Annotated in this window: 14 protein-coding genes and 1 pseudogene; 10 read left to right on the top strand and 5 right to left on the bottom strand. The window is 74.9% G+C overall.

The annotated features are described in order from the left end of the window. From AOK18_RS16020 to AOK18_RS15990, 7 genes are all read left to right on the top strand, one after another. Window positions 1–830, top strand: an 830-nt coding sequence (locus tag AOK18_RS16020) for a TrmH family RNA methyltransferase (protein ID WP_055694795.1), incomplete at its 5' end; no start/stop codon positions are given. A gap of 128 nt (window positions 831–958) precedes the next feature. After that, complete coding sequence (locus tag AOK18_RS16015) at window positions 959–2,104, top strand: sensor histidine kinase (protein ID WP_055694794.1); 1,146 nt, start codon at window positions 959–961, stop codon at window positions 2,102–2,104. Between the two features lie 148 nt (window positions 2,105–2,252). Further along, complete coding sequence (gene pheS, locus AOK18_RS16010; protein ID WP_055572308.1) at window positions 2,253–3,374, top strand: phenylalanine--tRNA ligase subunit alpha; 1,122 nt, start codon at window positions 2,253–2,255, stop codon at window positions 3,372–3,374. Further along, entirely contained in the window at window positions 3,374–5,884 is a 2,511-nt protein-coding gene (gene pheT / locus AOK18_RS16005) for a phenylalanine--tRNA ligase subunit beta (RefSeq protein ID WP_055694793.1), read from the top strand. Before pheS ends, pheT begins: the two co-directional genes overlap by 1 nt. A gap of 453 nt (window positions 5,885–6,337) precedes the next feature. After that, on the top strand, window positions 6,338–7,405 hold the full coding sequence (locus tag AOK18_RS16000) for a PP2C family protein-serine/threonine phosphatase (RefSeq protein WP_055694792.1): 1,068 nt from the start codon (window positions 6,338–6,340) through the stop codon (window positions 7,403–7,405). Between the two features lie 274 nt (window positions 7,406–7,679). After that, on the top strand, window positions 7,680–9,020 hold the full coding sequence (locus AOK18_RS15995) for an NsdA family TPR-like regulatory protein (RefSeq protein WP_055694791.1): 1,341 nt from the start codon (window positions 7,680–7,682) through the stop codon (window positions 9,018–9,020). Between the two features lie 171 nt (window positions 9,021–9,191). After that, complete coding sequence (locus AOK18_RS15990) at window positions 9,192–9,737, top strand: NUDIX hydrolase (protein WP_055572304.1); 546 nt, start codon at window positions 9,192–9,194, stop codon at window positions 9,735–9,737. Between the two features lie 41 nt (window positions 9,738–9,778). Here AOK18_RS15990 and AOK18_RS15985 read toward each other — a convergent pair whose 3' ends face one another. The 3 genes from AOK18_RS15985 to AOK18_RS15975 form a co-directional block, all read right to left on the bottom strand. Beyond that, window positions 9,779–10,036, bottom strand: a complete 258-nt coding sequence (locus AOK18_RS15985) for a hypothetical protein (protein ID WP_055572303.1) — start codon at window positions 10,034–10,036, stop codon at window positions 9,779–9,781. A 396-nt stretch (window positions 10,037–10,432) separates the two neighbouring features. Continuing rightward, a complete protein-coding gene (locus AOK18_RS15980; protein ID WP_055572309.1) occupies window positions 10,433–10,900 on the bottom strand; it encodes a GNAT family N-acetyltransferase in 468 nt (155 codons plus the stop codon). Between the two features lie 108 nt (window positions 10,901–11,008). Then, window positions 11,009–11,869: a 3-hydroxybutyryl-CoA dehydrogenase gene (locus AOK18_RS15975; protein WP_055572302.1), complete on the bottom strand. Its 861-nt coding sequence runs from the start codon at window positions 11,867–11,869 to the stop codon at window positions 11,009–11,011. Window positions 11,870–12,075: 206 nt separating this feature from the next. On the opposite strand from AOK18_RS15975, the gene AOK18_RS15970 reads away from it, so the two are divergent. Continuing rightward, complete coding sequence (locus tag AOK18_RS15970) at window positions 12,076–13,335, top strand: glycoside hydrolase family 10-like protein (RefSeq protein WP_055694790.1); 1,260 nt, start codon at window positions 12,076–12,078, stop codon at window positions 13,333–13,335. Between the two features lie 41 nt (window positions 13,336–13,376). Here the strand turns inward: AOK18_RS15970 and AOK18_RS15965 are convergent, their stop codons facing one another. Both AOK18_RS15965 and AOK18_RS15960 read right to left on the bottom strand, forming a co-directional pair. After that, entirely contained in the window at window positions 13,377–13,565 is a 189-nt protein-coding gene (locus AOK18_RS15965; RefSeq protein WP_055572300.1) for a DUF1918 domain-containing protein, read from the bottom strand. A 189-nt stretch (window positions 13,566–13,754) separates the two neighbouring features. Then, window positions 13,755–14,747 carry a DMT family transporter gene (locus AOK18_RS15960; protein WP_055694789.1) on the bottom strand — a complete coding sequence of 331 codons (993 nt, stop codon included), beginning with the start codon at window positions 14,745–14,747 and terminating at the stop codon, window positions 13,755–13,757. Here AOK18_RS15960 and AOK18_RS15955 point away from each other — a divergent pair. Further along, window positions 14,746–16,224: an aminotransferase-like domain-containing protein gene (locus tag AOK18_RS15955; protein WP_055694788.1), complete on the top strand. Its 1,479-nt coding sequence runs from the start codon at window positions 14,746–14,748 to the stop codon at window positions 16,222–16,224. The genes AOK18_RS15960 and AOK18_RS15955 overlap by 2 nt on opposite strands. Window positions 16,225–16,348: 124 nt before the next feature. Then, window positions 16,349–16,930: pseudogene (locus AOK18_RS15950) on the top strand (histidine phosphatase family protein); the annotation flags it as partial. Between the last annotated feature and the right edge of the window lie 102 nt (window positions 16,931–17,032).

The following is a 17,032-nucleotide window of genomic DNA, read 5'->3' as shown; positions in this document are numbered from 1 at the left end:
CCGCCGCGCGGCGGCTGGCCAAACGGAACTTCCGGGGCAAGGAGCGCCTGTTCCTCGCCGAGGGGCCGCAGGCCGTACGGGAGGCCGCCGTTCACCGCGGCACCGCCGCTCACCGGGACGCCGGCGCCGCCACCCTCGTCGAACTGTTCGCCACCCCGGAGGCCGCCGAGCGGTACGCGGACATCATCGGCGCCGCCCGGGACGCCGGAGCCCGCGTCCACCTCGCCGACGAGCAGGTCGTCGCCGACATCTCCACCACCGTCACCCCGCAGGGCCTCGTCGGCGTGTGCCGCTTCCTCGACACCCCCTTCGAGGAGATCCTCGCCGCGCGCCCCCGGCTCGTCGCCGTCCTCGCCCACGTCCGCGACCCCGGCAACGCCGGCACCGTCCTGCGGTGCGCCGACGCCGCCGGTGCGGGGGCCGTCGTCCTGACCGACGCCTCCGTCGACCTGTACAACCCCAAGGCCGTGCGCGCCTCCGTCGGATCGCTGTTCCACCTGCCCGTCGCCGTGGGCGTCCCCGTCGAGCGCGCCGTGGCCGCCCTGCGGGACACCGGCGTACGGGTGCTCGCCGCGGACGGCGCCGGCGACCGCGACCTCGACGACGAACTCGACCGCGGCACCATGGGCGGGCCCACCGCCTGGGTCTTCGGCAACGAGGCATGGGGGCTTCCCGAGGAGACCCGGGCCCTCACCGACGCCGTCGTCCGCGTTCCGATCCACGGAAAAGCCGAAAGTCTGAACCTCGCCACCGCCGCCGCCGTATGTCTCTACGCGTCGGCGCGTGCACAGCGCGCCGTCGGAGGGTGCCGCTCCGTCACCGACTGCTAGTAAGGTGACCTGCCCGGGGACCCTCCCCAGCCCTCGGCAGCACCCCGGGCTCCCCGGCTCCGACCGGACCGGGGCGCCCCGCCCGGGCGCGGGGCACCCGGGGAAGTACGGAGAGGTGGGACACGGGGATGACCGTCGGCACGAGCAGCGCACCGGGAGGACCTCGGGCGGCGCGCCCGCCCGCGCCCCGGCCCGCCGCCCCCGCCGGGCTCGGCATCGACCCCGACCAGCTGCCCGACGGCCTCGTCGTCGCCGACGAGCACGGCAGGGTGATCTGCTTCAACGCCGCCGCCGCCCGCATCACCGCCGTCCCCGCCGAACGCGCCCTCGGCCGGCGGCTCGACGCGGCCCTGCCGCTGGAGGACCTCGAAGGCCGCCGCTGGTGGCAGCTCACCGACCCCTACGGCGGCCTCGCCATCCGGGTGAGCCAGCCCGAGCGCAACCTGCTGCTGCCCGGCGGACGGGAGGTCCTCGTCTCCGCGCGCTACGTCCGCACCGGGCCCGCCGGACCGGTCCACCGCGTCGTCGTGTCGCTGCGCGACACCGAGGCCCGGCGCCGCACCGAACGCCACCACGCCGAACTGATCGCCATCGTCGCCCACGAACTGCGCTCCCCGCTCACCTCCGTCAAGGGCTTCACCGCCACCCTGCTCGCCAAGTGGGAGCGGTTCACCGACGAGCAGAAGCAGCTGATGCTGGAGACCGTCGACGCCGACGCCGACCGGGTCACCCGGCTCATCGCCGAACTCCTCGACATCTCCCGCATCGACTCCGGGCGCCTCGAACTGCGCCGCCAGCCCGTCGACATCGGAGCCGCCGTCGGACGGCACATCCAGGCGTACGTCGCCGCCGGACAGCCCGCCGACCGGTTCCTGCTGCGGATCCAGCACCCCCTGCCCGACCTGTGGGCCGACCCCGACAAGGTCGACCAGGTACTGAGCAACCTGCTGGAAAACGCGGTGCGCCACGGCGAGGGAACCGTCACCATCGACATCACGCCCTCGGCGTCCCCCCGGGACCGGGAGAACGGCGAGCACGCGGCCACGTCGGTCACCGTGAGCGACGAGGGCCCCGGCATCCCGGAGGAGTCCATGAACCGCGTCTTCACCCGCTTCTGGCGGGGCAGCAAGCGCGGCGGCACCGGCCTCGGGCTGTACATCGTCAAGGGCATCGTCGAGGCGCACGGCGGCACCATCACGGTCGGACGCGCCCCCGGCGGCGGCGCGGAACTCCGATTTACGTTGCCCGTGGCGGCCCCCGCGTACCTCAGCTAGCGCGCACCCCGGGCCCCACGGGCGCATTCGCCGCCCCCCACCCCGTTAGACTCGGCCCCTGGCACCTTTGTGTCCCGCAGACGGAGACGCTTCGGCCACGAGCCGGTGACGGGGACCATCAGCCAGCCAATCGGAAGTACGGGAAGAGATGTCGGCACCCAATAAGTCGTACGACCCTGTAGAGGTCGAGGCGTTGAAACCGGAAGAGATCGAGCGCATGCGGGACGAGGCGCTCGCCGCCTTCGCCGCCGCGGACTCCCTCGACGCACTCCACGAGGCCAAGGTCGCCCACACCGGCCCCGCCTCGCCGCTGGCCCTCGCCAACCGCGAGATCGGCGCCCTGCCCCCGCACGCCAAGGCCGACGCGGGCAAGCGCGTGGGCCAGGCGCGCGGCGCCGTGAACAAGGCCCTCGCCGGCCGCCAGAGCGAACTGGAGGCCGAGCGGGACGCCCGGGTCCTGGTGGAGGAGGCGGTCGACGTCACCCTGCCCCACGACCGCGTGCCGTCCGGCGCCCGGCACCCGCTGACCACGCTGTCCGAGCGCATCGAGGACATCTTCGTGGCCATGGGCTACGAGGTCGCCGAGGGCCCCCAGGTCGAGGCCGAGTGGTTCAACTTCGACGCCCTCAACATCGGCCCGGACCACCCGGCCCGCGGCGAGCACGACACCTTCTTCGTGCAGGGCCCGAAGGGCGGCACCGAGTCCGGCGTCGTCCTGCGCACCCACACCTCGCCCGTCCAGGCCCGCACCCTGCTCGACCGCGAACTGCCGGTCTACGTGATCTGCCCCGGGCGGGTCTACCGCACCGACGAGCTGGACGCGACCCACACCCCCGTCTTCCACCAGGTGGAACTCCTCGCCGTCGACGAGGGCCTCACCATGGCGGACCTCAAGGGCACCCTGGACCACATGGTGCAGTCGCTGTTCGGCGAGGGCATGAAGACCCGGCTGCGGCCGAACTTCTTCCCCTTCACCGAGCCGAGCGCCGAGATGGACATGCTCTGCTACGTCTGCAAGGGCGAGTCCGTCGGCAACCCCGACCGCCCCTGCCGCACCTGCTCCTCCGAGGGCTGGATCGAACTCGGCGGCTGCGGCATGGTCAACCCGCGGGTGCTCACCGCCTGCGGCGTCGACCCCGAGAAGTACAGCGGATTCGCCTTCGGGTTCGGCATCGAACGGATGCTGATGTTCCGCCACAACGTCGAGGACATGCGAGACATGGTCGAGGGTGACGTCCGGTTCACCCGGCCGTTCGGGATGGAGATCTGATGCGGGTCCCGCTTTCCTGGCTGCGGGAGTACGTCGACCTGCCGGCCACCGAGACCGGCCGCGACGTGCAGGCCAAGCTGATTTCGGCCGGCCTCGAGGTCGAGACCGTCGAGCACCTCGGCGCCGACCTCAAGGGCCCCCTGGTCGTCGGACAGGTCCTGACCATCGAGGAGCTGGAGGGCTTCAAGAAGCCGATCCGCTTCTGCACCGTCGACGTCGGGCAGGCCAACGGCACCGGCCTGCCCCAGGAGATCGTCTGCGGCGCCCGCAACTTCGCGGCCGGCGACAAGGTCGTCGTGGTGCTCCCCGGCGCGGTCCTGCCCGGCGGCTTCGCGATCGCCGCCCGCAAGACCTACGGCAAGGTCTCGCACGGCATGATCTGCTCCGGCGACGAACTGGGCATGGGCGACGACGGCAGCAACGGCATCATCGTGCTGCCGCCCGAGACCGAGGTCGGCAGGGACGCCGTCGAGCTGCTGGAACTGGTCGACGAGGTCCTCGACATCGCCGTCACCCCGGACCGCGGCTACTGCCTGTCGATGCGCGGCGTGGCCCGCGAGACCGCCATCGCCTACGGGCTGCCGCTGCGCGACCCGGCGCTGCTCGACGTCCCCGGCCCGAACGCCTACGGCTACCCGGTCGAGGTCTCGGACCCCGTCGGCTGCGACCGCTTCACCGCCCGCACGGTGACCGGGCTCAGCCCCGACGCCCGCTCCCCGATCTGGCTCACCCGGCGGCTGCAGAAGGCCGGCATGCGCCCGGTCTCCCTGGCCGTCGACGTCACCAACTACGTGATGCTGGAGCTCGGCCAGCCCCTGCACGCCTACGACCGCTCCCTGGTCCGGGGCACCATCGGGGTGCGCCGGGCCGAGCAGGGCGAGAAGCTCACCACCCTCGACGGGGTGCGGCGCACCCTCGACGCCGAGGACCTGGTGATCACCGACGAGCGCGGCCCGATCGGGCTCGCCGGCGTCATGGGCGGCGCCGACACCGAGATCGCCGACCACGGCCTCGAGCAGGCGACCTCCGAGGTCGTCGTCGAGGCCGCGCACTTCGACCCGGTGACGGTCGCCCGCACGGCCCGCCGGCACAAGCTGTCCTCCGAGGCGTCCCGGCGCTTCGAGCGCGGCGTCGACCCGCAGGCCGCCGCCGCCGCCGCGCAGCGCACCGTCGACCTGCTGGTGCTGCTCGCCGGCGGCACCGCCGAGGCCGGGGTCACCGAGTTCACCGCCCCGTCCGCGCCGCACACCCTCACCATCCCGGCCGACCACCCCGACAAGGTCGCCGGCGTCGCCTACGGCCGGGAGACCGTCGTACGCCGCCTCCAGCAGGTCGGCTGCGACGTCCACGGCCAGGACGAACTGATCGTCACCGTGCCGTCCTGGCGGCCCGACCTCACCGACCCGAACGACCTGGCGGAAGAGGTCATCCGGCTCGAGGGCTACGAGAACCTGCCCATCAGCCTGCCCCGGCCGCCCGCCGGACGCGGGCTGACCCCCCGGCAGCGGCTGCACCGCCGGACCGGCCGGGCCCTGGCCGGCGCCGGATACGTCGAGGCGCCGAACTACCCGTTCGTCGGCGAGCAGATCTTCGACCAGCTCGGCCTGGAGGCGGACGACCCGGCCCGCCGGGTGGTGAAGCTGACCAACCCGCTCAACGACGAGGAGCCCGCGCTGCGCACCTCGCTGCTGCCGGGCCTGCTCGGCGCGCTGCGGCGCAACGACGGACGCGGCAGCCACGACCTCGCGCTGTTCGAGACCGGTCTGGTCTTCAAGCCGCGCGAGGAGCAGCCGGCCGCCGTCCGCCTGCCCGTGGACCGGCGGCCCACCGACGAGGAACTCGCCGGGCTCGACGCGGCGCTCCCGGACCAGCCGCGGCACGTCGCCGCCGTCCTGGCCGGAGCCCGCGAACGGGCCGGCTGGTGGGGCGCGGGCCGTCCGGCCGACTGGGCCGACGCGGTCGAGGCCGCCCGTACCGTCGCCGCCGAGGCGGGTGCCGAACTCGTCGTCCGCCAGGGCCGGTACGGCCCGTGGCACCCGGGCCGCTGCGCCGAACTGGCGGTCACCGTCGACGGCGCCGAGCGCGTCATCGGCCACGCGGGCGAGCTGCACCCGCGCGTGGTGAAGAACCTGGGCCTGCCCGCGCGCACCTGCGCGATGGAGCTCGACCTGGACGCCCTGGAGCAGGCGGGCGAAGGCGTCCCGCAGGCGCCGGGCATCTCCACCTTCCCGGTCGCCACGCAGGACGTCGCCCTGGTCGTCGACGGCTCGGTGCCGGCCGCGGACGTCGAGGCGGCCCTCCGCGAAGGCGCCGGCGAACTGCTGGAATCCATCCGCCTGTTCGACGTGTACGAGAACGCCGGACAGCTGGGCGAGGGCCGCAAGTCCCTGGCGTACGCGCTGCGGTTCCGCGCGCCCGACCGCACGCTGACGGTCGACGAGGCGTCCGCGGCCCGCGAGTCGGCGGTCGCCCTCGCGGGCGAGCGCACCGGGGCGACCCTCCGGGGCTGACGCCCTCCGGGCCCGGAGGACTCCTCGGAGCCCTGGGCCCACGGTGTTCCCGGGGACCGCGTGTCCGCCGGCCACGGCTCCTGCGGGCCGTGGCCGGCCACGCGGTCCCCGCGCGTTTCCCGGGTCCGCCCGGCGGAGAGCGTGCTGCAGGCCCGCCGGGCGGACCGTGCCGGAGCCCCCGGGCGACCGGGGGTCCGCCGGGCTGCCGCCGCCGGGGCCGTCACGGGCGAGGTCCGTCCGGTGCCGGGGCGGCCGTCTCCGCCGCACCGGGCGGGGCCTCGCCGTCCCACCGGGCCGCAGGCGTCCCACGCACGTCCGTTCCCCTCGGTTACCTCACTCATTCGGGTGACATTTCCGGGCGATACGTCCGGATCGGGTGATCCGGTCGGCAGAATCGGACCGGCCTCACGAGGCCGGTCTGCGCTGTCCGGGCCAAATTGGGGGGCCATCGGCATGATCCGCTTCAAGGGTGGGGCACCCCGCACAGGACGGCCCGGGGCCGGCTCACGGGGACCGGCCGCCTCGTGGAAACCCGACCACTGCCCGCTGCTGCGCCGGGCGCTCGCCTGCGGACTGCCGCCCACGGTCCTCGGCGCCCTCGGCACCGGACTGGCCCTGCACGTCGGACGGAGCCTGCTGCGGGAGGTGCGGCGCAACCGCACGATCACCCGCACCGCGCAGCGCATGCTGCGGCCGCCTCCCCGCGTCGACGGACTGGCCGTCGCCGCCGTCCGGCTGTCCGCCGACCGGGGCGCCGGAACCGGCGGCGATCTGTACGAGGTGGTCGCCACCGAGTACGGCGTACGGGCGCTCATCGGCGACGTCCGCGGACACGGTCCCGCCGCCCTGCCCACCGTCGACGCCGTGCTCGCCGGCTTCCGCGAGGCCGTGCACGACGAGCCCGACCTGGCCGGAGTCCTGCGCCGGCTGGAGCGGGCGATGGACCGGCACCTGCGGGAACGGGCGCGCGCCGAACGCCTGTCGGTACGCACCGGCCAGGCCTTCCGGACCGCCGAGGAGTTCGTCACCGTCCTGCTGCTCGAGATCCTCCCCGACGGGGAGACACGGGCCCTGAACTGCGGGCACCCGTGGCCCCACCTGCTGAGCGGTCCACGGGCCGAACCGCTCGCCCGCACGGACCCGCTCCCGCCGCTCGGCCCGTTCCCGCTGCCCGCCGTACTGCCCGCCGTCGCCTGCGCCCCGCTGCTGCCCGGCGACACGCTCGTCCTGCACACGGACGGAGCCGAGGACGCGCGGGACGCCGCCGGCCGCTTCTTCCCGCTGCCCGAGGTGCTTGCCGCGGCGGCCCGCGAGGCCGCGCCCACGCCGCAGGCCCTCCTGCGGACGGTCCTCACGGCACTGTTCCACCACACCGGCGGCCCGCCCGCGGACGACGTGGCCCTGCTGGTCCTCAGGAACGAGCGCCCGTCCCCCCGCCCCCCTTCGGGGGCGGGGAGCGGCGCCGCACGGTCCGGCACGACGGACCTCTCCCCGGCGAACCCGCTGCGGCACCCGGCGTGACCGGGGTGCCCGACACTCCACGCCGGGACCGGCGGTGCCGCCCGCCCCGCCGCGGAGTGTCGGGCAGGCGGCGGGGCGGACGGCGTGGACACGGGCCGCCGCACTGTACGAGGGGGAGCCGGCGGCCCGGCCGGCCTCTTTCGAGGCACCTCAGTCAACCGGCCGGCGACTCTCCGCGACAGCGCGCACACCCTGCGGATGCGGGCGCTCCGTTCACACCCCGTGTGAACGCCCGGCCACTACTCTGTCGGCACCGATCCCCCCGGGGGGCCCCATGCAGCCCAACGCTCTGCTCGACGCGGTCCTGGACGAGGCCGGCATCTCGCACGCGGGCCTGGCCGCGCACGTCAACCAGGCCGGCCGGGCGCGCGGCCTGTCCCTCAGGTACGAGCACACCGCCGTGGCACGCTGGCTGAAGGGGCAGCGGCCCCGGGGCCAGGTGCCCGACCTGATCTGCGAAGTGCTGGCGGGCCGCCTGCGCCGCCCGGTCACCCTCGACGACATCGGCCTCGGCGTCCCCGGCGAACCCGCCGCCCCGCACGCCGGAACGCTCTCCGGCTTCGTCGAGCGGGCCACCGCGCTGTGGCGCTCCGACCAGCAGCGGCGCCCGCACATACTGGGCGCGCCCGCGGTCACCGGCACCCCCGCCGTGATGCCCGTCTGGGAGTGGGAGAACCCGCCCGAGGACGTCGACGTCTCGCGCGGCGGCCGCCACCGGGTCACCCCGGGCGACCTGGACATGCTGCGCGCCGCCCGCAGCCACTACGAGCAGATGTACCGCAAGGCCGGCGGCGTCGCGACCCGTGACCGCATCGTCGGCTTCCTCAACGCCGAGGCCGCCCCGCTGCTCCGGGGCGGCTACACCGACGACGTGGGCCGTCAACTGCACCGGGCCACCGGGGGACTGGTGGCCGTCGCCGGGATCTGCGCGTACGACTCCGACGCCCACGGCCTCGCCCAGCGCTACTTCCACCAGGCGCTCCGGCTGGCGAAGGCCAGCGGCGACCGGGGACTCGGCGCGTACGTGATCGCGCTCCTCGTCAACCAGTCGCTGTTCATGCGGGAGTACCGGCAGGCCGTCGCCTTCGCGGAGGCCGCGCTCCGCGCCGCCGGCAGGCACATCACCCCGGCGCTCGCCTCCGACCTGTACGCGATGCAGGCCAAGGCGTACGCGCACCTCGGCGACGGCTCCGGCGCGCTGTCCTGCATCCGCCGTGCCGAACAGGCCGCCGAGCGCATCCGGCGCGGCCACGAACCCGACGAGACCGGCTACGTCCAGCCCGGCCTGGTCAACGTGCAGGTGGCGGAGGCCCTGCTGAGCCTCGGCGAGCTGGCGGCGGCGGGCGAGCACGCGGCCGCCGCCGTCGACAACCCCGCGCACGACCGGGGCCGGGTGCACCGCCTCGCCATGCTGAGCACCGTCGAACTGCGGCGGGGCAACGCGGACAAGGCGGTCGCCACCGCCGTGCAGATGGCCGAACAGGCCCGGGGAATGGAGTCGCAGCGGCTGCGCGACAGACTCCGGGACGTGCGCGAGCGGCTGGTGCGCAACGGAGGCGAAGGCACCGCCGAGGCGGCCGAACTCATCGACGGGGCACTGCGCGTCCCGCTGTAGGCGCCGCGGCGGGACGGGACAGCGGAGTCCCGGCTGTCCGCGCCGTGTGCCGTGCGTGTGCCGCGCGCCGTGCCGCGCCGTCCGCTGCGCCGCCGGCGGCCTCCCGTGCGCCTGCTGCCGAACCGTCGCTGCTGCGATATTGCCACCTGTCGAACGAAAGGTGGCATAACCGTGCAGTGGACGAACAAGAACGAGCAGACTGTGTACGCGAATCGCTGGTTCCGCGTCAATCTCGCGGATGTCGAACTGCCGGACGGCCGGCGCCTCGACCACTTCCTCATCCGGCTGCGGCCCGTCGCCGTGGCCACGGTGGTGAACGAGGCCAACGAGGTGCTCCTCCTGTGGCGCCACCGCTTCATCACCGACAGCTGGGGGTGGGAACTCGCCGCCGGCGTGGTCGAGGACGGTGAGGACGTCGTCCGGGCGGCGGCCAGGGAACTGGAGGAGGAGACCGGCTGGCGGCCGGGACCCCTGCGTCACCTCATGAGCGTGGAGCCGTCCAACGGACTCACCGACGCACGGCACCACGTCTACTGGGCCGACGAGGGCGAGTACCTCGGCCCCCCGGTGGACGACTTCGAGTCGGACCGCCGGGAGTGGGTGCCGCTCAAGGTGGTCCCCGACCTGGTCGCCCGCGGCGAGGTCCCGGCCGCCAACATGGCGGCCGCGTTACTCCTGTTGCACCATCTCAGGCTGGGCCAGGACCCCCGGCCCTGACCCCGTCCGCAGCCGCCGGCCGTCCGGCCCGGGCGCGTGCGTCAACGGCCGAACGCCTGCCAGGCCGTCACGACGAGCGCGCCCACGGCCGTGACGGCCGCGACCGCCTGGAGCGGCCAGCGGCCGTGCTCCAGGGTGACGATCCGGGTGTTCAACTCGGCCAGTTCCCTGGCCGCCTCCTCGGTGCGGTGGCTGAGCAGTGCCAATCCGCCCTCGACGCGGGCGTACGCCACATCGAGGCGGCGCCGTAAGTCCGCGACCTCCCCCTGGACGGCGGGCTGTTCGGGTTCGACGGTCACAGGTCCGCTCCTCTCCGGCATCCTTCTGGTTTCCGTGCCTGTGGAGAATGAGTCAACTCCCCTGGTGGGCACGGGGTAAGAGTGTGCGAGAGGCATATGCGAGCCCGGAGCGCACACGGTGTGTGAACACCACGGGCCCGGCGCCCCCGACGGTTCGGGGGCGCCGGGCACCCGCCTTTGCGGCCGCCGCACCCGCGGGCGCGAACCCGCCGTGCGCTGTGGCGGTGAGGACCCGGTGGAGGCGTCCGTCCGGATCCTCGTGCGGGAGGTGTCCTCGGCGTACGCCTCCCGCGGCGCCGTACGGCCGTCTCGCGGTCCTCCCCGCCGACCGGATACGAGCCGGCCGGTCCTCCGCACACCGGTCCGGGGAGGGGAGGAGGAGGGAGGGACCGGGCGTCAGGTCGCCGCGCCGCTCGGCAGGTCTCGCCCGAGGTAGCGCCGGAAGCCCTGTGCCAGGGGCTCGAAGCCGCAGGACCCGTAGAACGCGTGGACGTACGCGTCGTCGGCCGCCAGCAGCTGCACCTTGTAGCAGCCGGCCGTCTCGCCCAGGCGCACGGCGGCCTCCAGCAACCGCTGTCCGATGCCGCGCCGCCGGCCGGAGCCGGCGACCACGACGTTCTCCACGAAGAGGACGCCCCGACCGCCCCGGGTGAGGTTCGGCAGGACCAGGCAGTCCGCGGTGCCGACGACGGCACCGTCGGCCTCCGCGACCAGTACGGTGCGTCCCCGCTGCCCGGCGATCTCCGCCCAGACGGCCTCGGCCGCCTCCCGGGGCAGGGGCGCGTCCTCGGGGTTCAGCTCGCCGTAGAGGGCGAGCAGCGCGGGCAGGTCCTGCTCGGCAGCCGGCCGCACGGTGATCTCCATGCGCCGAAGCATGGCACGGCCGGACCCGCCTCGCACGGCCGTGCGGGCGGTGCGGAGAAGCGGCGGGTCCGGCACCGGGTCACCGGTGCCGGACCCGCGGCCGGGGCATCAGCCGTAGCTGTAGAACCCCGACCCCGTCTTGCGGCCCAGCCGGCCCGCGTCGACCATCCGCTGCAGCAGCGGGGGAGCGGCGTACAGCGGCTCCTTGTACTCCTCGTACATCGAGTACGCGACCGAGGCCACCGTGTCCAGACCGATCAGGTCGGACAGCTTCAGCGGGCCCATCGGGTGGGCGCAGCCCATCTCCATGCCGTTGTCGATGTCCTCGCGGCTGGCGATGCCCGACTCGAACATCCGGATCGCGGAGAGCAGGTACGGGATCAGCAGCGCGTTCACCACGAACCCGGAACGGTCCTGGGCGTGGATCGCGTGCTTGCCCAGCACCTTCTCGGCGAAGAGCTGGGCCCGGCTGATCGTGCCCTCGGAGGTGGTGAGCGCCGGGATCAGCTCGACCAGCTTCTGCACGGGGGCCGGGTTGAAGAAGTGGATGCCGATGACGTGGTCCGGCCGCGAGGTGGCGACCGCCAGCTTCACCAGCGGGATCGAGGAGGTGTTGGAGGCCAGGATCGCGTCCGGCCGGGTCACCACCTGGTCGAGCACCTGGAAGATCTCCGTCTTGACCTGCTCGTTCTCGACGACGGCCTCGATCACCAGGTCGCGGTCGGCGAACTCGCCCAGGTCCGTGGTGAAGCTGAGCCGGGCCTGGGTGGCCTCCAGCTCCTCTGCCGTGATCTTGCCGCGCTCGGCCGCCTTCGTCAGGGAGTTGAACAGCCGGGTACGGCCGATCTCCAGGGCCTCGCCGGTGGTCTCGGCGACCCGCACGTCCAGTCCGGCGCGGGCGCACACCTCGGCGATCCCCGCGCCCATCTGGCCGCAGCCCACCACTCCGACGCGTTCGATGTCGGTCACATCGTCCCTTTCGCTTCCCGGGCGCGGCTCGGGTCCCTCTGGCCTGCGCTGTCTACGACTCCTGGCAGGACCGACCGGGTTCCGGCCGCCTGCTCCGTCCGTGCACGTTACCCGGAAGTATCGATGATCGATCGCGAGGGTCGGGCATCCTGGGGCCCGGAGCGGTCCGCAACCGGGCGGATCGCGGCTTTTGCGGCGGGTGGGAAATGGGACGGGTGTCGCGCAGGGCGTTCGCGGCGGCGGCGCTGTCGGCGGTGACGATGATGACGACCGCGTCGGCCGCCCCGGGGCGGCCGGCACCCGGCCCGTCGGGTGCGCCGGGGGGCGGAGGCGCGGCGGACGGCGAGATGCGGGGGGTGTGGCTGGCGACCGTGGCCAACCGGGACTGGCCCTCCCGCGCGGGGCTGAGCGCCGCCGCGCAGCGGGCCGAACTGATCGCGCACCTCGACACGGCCGTCCGCAACCGGCTCAACACCGTGATCCTCCAGGTGCGGCCCACCGCCGACGCGCTGTGGCCGTCCCCGTACGAGCCCTGGTCCGCCTGTCTCACCGGCACCCAGGGCGCGGACCCCGGCTGGGACCCGCTCGGCACCGCCGTCACCGAGGCCCACGCCCGCGGCCTGGAACTGCACGCCTGGTTCAACCCGTACCGGGTCGCCGCGCACACCGACCCCGGCCGGCTCGCCGCCACGCACCCGGCCCGCGAGAACCCCGGCTGGGTGGTCCCGTACGGCGGGAAGCTCTACTACAACCCCGGACTGCCCGAGGTCCGCGCCTTCGTCGAGGACGCGATGCTCGACGCGGTGCGCCGCTACCCCGTCGACGCGGTCCACTTCGACGACTACTTCTACCCGTACCCCGTGGCGGGGCAGACCTTCGACGACGACGGCGCCTACGACACCCACGGCGGCGCCTTCCCCGACCGGGCGGCCTGGCGACGGGACAACATCGACCGGCTGGTGCGCGAGACGGCGGCCCGGATCAAGGAGATCCGGCCCGGCACCCGCTTCGGCATCAGCCCCTTCGGGGTCTGGCGCAACGCCGGGACCGACCCCCTGGGCTCCGACACCCGGGCGGGCGTGCAGACCTACGACGACCTGTACGCGGACACCCGCCGGTGGGCGCGGGAGAACTGGATCGACTACGTCTGCCCGCAGCTCTACTGGCACATCGGCTTCGCCGCCGCCGACTACGCGAAGCTGCTGCCCTGGTGGTCCGCGGTCGTGGAGGGCTCCGGGACACGGCTGTACGTGGGGGAGGCGCTCTACAAGGCGGGCGACCCGGCGCAGCCCGCCGCCTGGCGGGACCCGGCCGAGCTGTCCCGGCACCTCACGCTCGCGGCGTCCCACCCGCAGGCGCGCGGGCACGTCTTCTTCGCCGCCCGGGAGGTGGCCGCCGACCCGGCCGGCGCGATGGCCCGGGTGGTCGCCGACCACTACGGGCGGCCGGCGCCACCCCCGGCCTGACACGTCGGGGAGGCCCGAGGTGCGAAGGGCCGTTCCCCGGTCTAGCGGTTCCTGTGCCGGATCTCGGAGTCGGGGCCGGGCAGGCACACGGCCTCGTGCCCGTCCTCGAAGCGGACGCGGTAGGGCGGATCGCCCTTCTTGCCCATCACCTCGACGATCTCGGCGACCTTGTCGTGCTGACCGACCACCCTGCCGTGCTGGACAAGCTGGTCGCCCTCGGTTGCGCGCATAAGGGGTCTCCTCACCATGTGCGGGAGCAGCGGTCCGTGGCTCCGAGTCTACGGCGGGGCGGGCCGCCCGGCAGGGCGTGCGGCCCGCCCCGGTGCCCGCGCGGAGGGAGCGCGGCAGGGCGCCGGGGCGGCGTGCGGCGGGGACGCGGCGCACACGACGGTCGCCGCGGTCCCCCGGACGCGCGGTCCTCAGCCGCGTGCCCGCTGGGTGACGGCGATGCACACCAGTACCGCCGCCGCCGTCAGCGGTGCCGCCGCGCCCGGACGCTCGCCCAGGAGGAGCACCGACCACACCAGGGTGAGCAGCGGCTGGGCGAGCTGGAGCTGACTGGCCCGGGGGATGCCGATCGCCGCCATGCCCCGGTACCAGACGACGAGCCCCAGGAACTGGGACCCCGCCGCCACCCACAGCACCCCGGCCACGCCGTGCGCGGTCAGCCGCACCGGCTCGACGCTCAGCGCGAGCGCGGCGGCCGGCAGGGCGAACGGCAGGCACAGCACCAGCGCCCAGCCGATCACCTGCCAGCCCGGCATCACACCGGCCAGCCTGCCGCCCTCGGTGTATCCGGCCGCGCACACCACCAGCGCCCCGAAGAGGTACAGATCGGCCGTGGCCGGCGCACCGCCGCCCCGTCCCAGCGTGAAGACCACCACCGCGGCGGCGCCCACGAGGGCCGCCGCCCAGAAGAGGGGCGAGGGGCGCGAACCGACCCGCAGGGCGGAGAACAGGGCGGTGGTGAGCGGGAGCAGGCCGACCACGACGGCCGCGTGCGCGGTGGTCGACGTCCGCAGGGCCAGCGTGGTCAGCAACGGGAACCCGAGGACGACCCCGGCGGCGACCACCGCGAGCCCCGGCCAGTGCCGGCGGGCCGGCAGCGGCACACCGCGCCACCGCGCCGGGCCCCTCCGGGAGCCCGCCGGGTCGTCCGCCGCACCCTTCCGCGGGGCCGCCCGCCTCCCCGCCGCGAGCAGGCAGCCGCCCGCGATCAGCCCCGCCAGCACGCAGCGCACGGCCACCAGGGACCAGGGGCCGAAGCCCTCCAGTCCCCAGGCGGTGGCCGGGAAGGTGAGCGAGAAGGCGAGGACGCCCAGGACGGCCTGCAGGGTGCCGAAGCCGGCGCGGTCCCGGCGGGCGGGGACCGCTATCGGGCCCGTGACAGTAGCGCTACTCTCTGCTCTCATGCATGAGCGTAGCAGTGTCACCGAACTGGCGGACCGGCTGAGGCGGGAGCTGGACCGCTACTCGCCAGGCGGAAAGCTCCCGTCGAGCCGCGTCCTCGTGGAGCGGTTCCGGGTGAGCCCGGTGACCGTCTCGCGGGCACTGGCGCAGCTCGCCGCCGAAGGACTGGTGGTGACCCGGCCCGGCGCCGGCGCGTTCCGTGCCGCCCGGTCCGCGTCCCCGGCGCCCGCGGCCGGTGACACCTCCTGGCAGGAGGTCGCGCTCAGCGCCGGGGGCGCCGGCGACCTCGTCCCGCGGTCGGTCGACGCCTCCGGCGTCCTGGCCTCGCTCGCCGCCCCGGCGCCCGGCGTGATCGAGTTCAACGGCGGTTACCTGCACCCCGCGCTGCAGCCGGAGCGCGCGATGGCGGCCGCCCTGTCCCGGGCCGGACGCCGGCCGGGGGCCTGGGGGAGACCGCCCGTGGAAGGACTGGCGGAACTGCGCGAGTGGTTCGCGCGCAGCGTCGGGGGCGCGGTCACCGCGGCGGGGGTGCTGATCACCGCGGGCGGCCAGTCCGCGCTGACCACCGCCCTGCGCGCGCTCGCCCCGCCCGGCGCCCCCGTCCTCGTGGAGTCGCCCACCTACCCGGGCATGCTGGCCGTCGCCCGCGCCGCCGGACTGCGCCCGGTGCCCGTGCCGGTGGACGCGGACGGAGTGCGGCCGGAACTGCTCGCCGACGCCTTCCGGGCCACCGGCGCCCGGGTCTTCGTCTGCCAGCCCCTGTTCCAGAACCCCACCGGTGCCGTCCTCGCCCCCGGACGGCGCGGCGAGGTGCTGCGCATCGCGCGCGAGGCGGGCGCGTTCGTCGTCGAGGACGACTTCGTCCGGCGCCTGGTCCACGAGGACGCGGGCCCCCTGCCCCGCCCGCTGGCCGCCGAGGACCCCGACGGCGTCGTCGTCCACGTCTGCTCGCTCACCAAGGCGACCTCGCCGAGCTTCCGGGTGAGCGCCCTCGTCGCCCACGGCCCGGTGCTGGAACGGCTGCGCGCCATCCAGGTCGTCGACACCTTCTTCGTCCCCCGGCCCCTCCAGGAGGCCGCGCTGGAACTCGTCGGCTCGCCCGCCTGGCCGCGCCACCTGCGGGCGGTCTCCGCCGAGCTGCGGGCCCGCCGCGACACGATGACCGCCGCCCTCCGGCTCCGGCTGCCCGACCTCGCCCTGCCGCACGTTCCGGCCGGCGGCTACCACCTGTGGCTGCGCCTGCCCGACGGCACCGGGGGCGCCTCCCGGGCCTTCGGCCCCGGGGGAGAGTCGGCCCTGACCGCGGCGGCCCTGCGCGCCGGCCTCGCCGTCGCCCCCGGCCGCCCCTACTTCGGCGCCGAGCCCCCGGCCGCCCACCTGCGGCTGAGCTTCGCGGCGGTCGCGGGCACCGGCGAGATCACGGAGGGCGTGCGGCGGCTGCGTACCGCCTGGGACGAGGTGCTGGGGCGGACGGGGTGAAGGGGCGGTGCTCCACGCCGGTCCGTCCGGCAGGACCGGCCGCCGTCCGACGGCCCGGCGGCCGCCGAACACCACCCCGACCGCCCCCCTTGATTTGTGCACCTCATGGACTGACCATCGCCGCATGGCACTTCGGGTCACGTTCGTTGCCGCAGCGGGAAGTCTCTCGCGCCTGACCGAGCGTTTCGAGGACGACCGGCCGTTGGACCACGCCGGGTGGAGCGATGTGCAGCGGGTGGCCCGTGAACTGCTGCCGCTCGCCGCCGCCGATCTGCGCTACTGCTCACCGAACCCGCGCAGCCGTGACACCGGCGCCGGACTCGGCTACGCCCCCCTGGTCCAGCTCGCCCTGCGGGACTGCGGCATGGGCCGCTGGCGCGGGCTGACCCTGGGCGAGGCGATGGCCCGGGAGCCGGAGGCCGTGGACGCCTGGCTCGCCGACCCGCGCGCGGCCCCGCACGGCGGCGAGTCGCTCCTCGGCTTCATCCGCCGCGTCGGCAACTGGCTCGACACCCGGCCGCCGGAGGACGACTGCCGGGTCGTCGCGGTCGCCGAACCGTCCGTGATCCGTGCCGCCCTGGTGTACGCGCTGAAGGCGCCGCCCGCGACCTACTGGAACATCGACGTCCGCTCGCTGTCCCGGGTGAGCGTCACCGGGCGGGCCGGGCGCTGGAGCCTGCGCATCGAGGGCGTCTCCGCCCGGCCAAGGACCTGGAGCTCGACACCGGCTACGTCCGCGCGGACTGACGGCCGCGCCCGCGGGAGCGGCGCCGGGCTACATCCACGACGGCCGGGCGGAGACGCCCTC

It is taken from the genome of Streptomyces prasinopilosus (assembly GCF_001419695.1).
Lineage (GTDB): Bacteria > Actinomycetota > Actinomycetes > Streptomycetales > Streptomycetaceae > Streptomyces > Streptomyces prasinopilosus.
The sequence above is the reverse complement of the archived record's forward strand: the minus strand, read 5'-3'. Positions and strand labels throughout refer to the sequence as shown.